The following is a 943-nucleotide window of genomic DNA, read 5'->3' as shown; positions in this document are numbered from 1 at the left end:
TGCCGTTGTCGTTTGCGCAGCTTCGGTTGTGGTTTTTGTATCGGTTGGAGGGGCCGTCGGCGACGTACAACATTCCGTTGGTGGTGGGGTTGGAGGGTGAGGTGGATGAGGACGCGCTGGCGTCGGCTTTGGGTGATGTGGTGGCTCGGCATGAGAGTTTGCGGACTGTTTTTGCCGAGGTTGATGGGGTGCCGTGCCAGAGGGTGGTGCCGTGCGAGGAGTTGGGGGGTGTGTGGCCGGGTCTGACGGTCTCCCGTGTTGAGGCTGGGCGGGTGGATGAGACGGTGGCCGGGTTGGTGCGGTACCGGTTCGAGCTGGGTGGTGAGTTGCCGGTTCGGGCGGGGTTGTTGGTGGTTTCGCCGACGGAGCGGGTGTTGGTGTTGGTGGTGCACCATATTGCTGCTGATGGTTGGTCTTTGCGGCCGTTGTGGCGGGATCTTTGTGACGCCTACCGGGCGCGTTGTGAGGGTGTGGGGCCGGATTGGGTGCCGTTGCCGGTGCAGTATGCGGATTACGCGTTGTGGCAGCGCGCATTTCTTGGCAGTGAGGAGGATCCGGACAGTCTGATTTCCCGGCAGCTTGCTTATTGGCGGCGGGAATTGGAGGGGGCGCCTGAGCAGTTGTCGTTGCCGGTGGATCGGGTGCGTCCGCGGGCGGCGAGTTATCGCGGTGGTGTGGTGTCGTTCGCGGTTGACGCGGAGGTGCATGAGGGGTTGGCCGGCGTCGCGGCTGCCGGTGGGGCAAGCGTGTTCATGGTGCTTCACGCCGGTTTGGTGGCGTTGTTGTCCCGATTGAATGCGGGAGAGGACGTTGTGGTCGGGTCTCCGATTGCGGGGCGGACCGACAGCGCGTTGGAGGACTTGGCGGGGTTTTTCGTCAACACTCTTGTCTTGCGGGTGGATTCCTCGGGTGATCCCACGTTCCGTGAGCTGGTCGGTCGGGT

The 943-nt window shown here is 63.5% G+C and carries 1 protein-coding gene; it reads left to right on the top strand.

Translation table 11 applies throughout. From position 1 onward, the window contains the following. On the top strand, window positions 1-943 hold a 943-nt coding region (locus ACTWQF_RS36765), incomplete at both ends, for a condensation domain-containing protein (RefSeq protein WP_443284126.1).

It is taken from the genome of Streptomyces sp. 8N114 (assembly GCF_052245835.1).
Lineage (GTDB): Bacteria > Actinomycetota > Actinomycetes > Streptomycetales > Streptomycetaceae > Streptomyces.
Note: the sequence above shows the minus strand (reverse complement) of the source record. Positions and strands in the feature narration are given on the sequence as shown.